The organism is Glutamicibacter sp. GQ173 (genome assembly GCF_059759215.1).
The window spans coordinates 1-203 of sequence record NZ_JCAXDT010000029.1; the positions used below are offsets into that span (position 1 = coordinate 1).

Annotated in this window: 1 protein-coding gene; it reads left to right on the forward strand. The window is 48.8% G+C overall.

Annotation, left to right across the window (positions count from 1 at the left end; genetic code table 11):
* Positions 1 to 203, forward strand: a 203-nt coding sequence (locus tag AC6CHO_RS17245; RefSeq protein ID WP_498216706.1) for an IS3 family transposase, incomplete at both ends; no start/stop codon positions are given.

Consider the following 203-nt stretch of genomic DNA (forward strand, 5'->3'; position numbering starts at 1 on the left):
ATCGTGGAAGACCTTGTTAGTGGAGCATGGCGCGGTGCAGTCCATGTCTCGTAAAGGCAATTGCTTCGACAACTCGGTCATGGAGAATTTCTTTGGACATCTCAAGTCAGAGATGTTTCATGGAGAGTATTTCGCGGATTTTGCGGAGCTCAAGGTGGAGATTGAGGCGTATATCGATTGGTACAACAGCAGTCGTCGTCAGG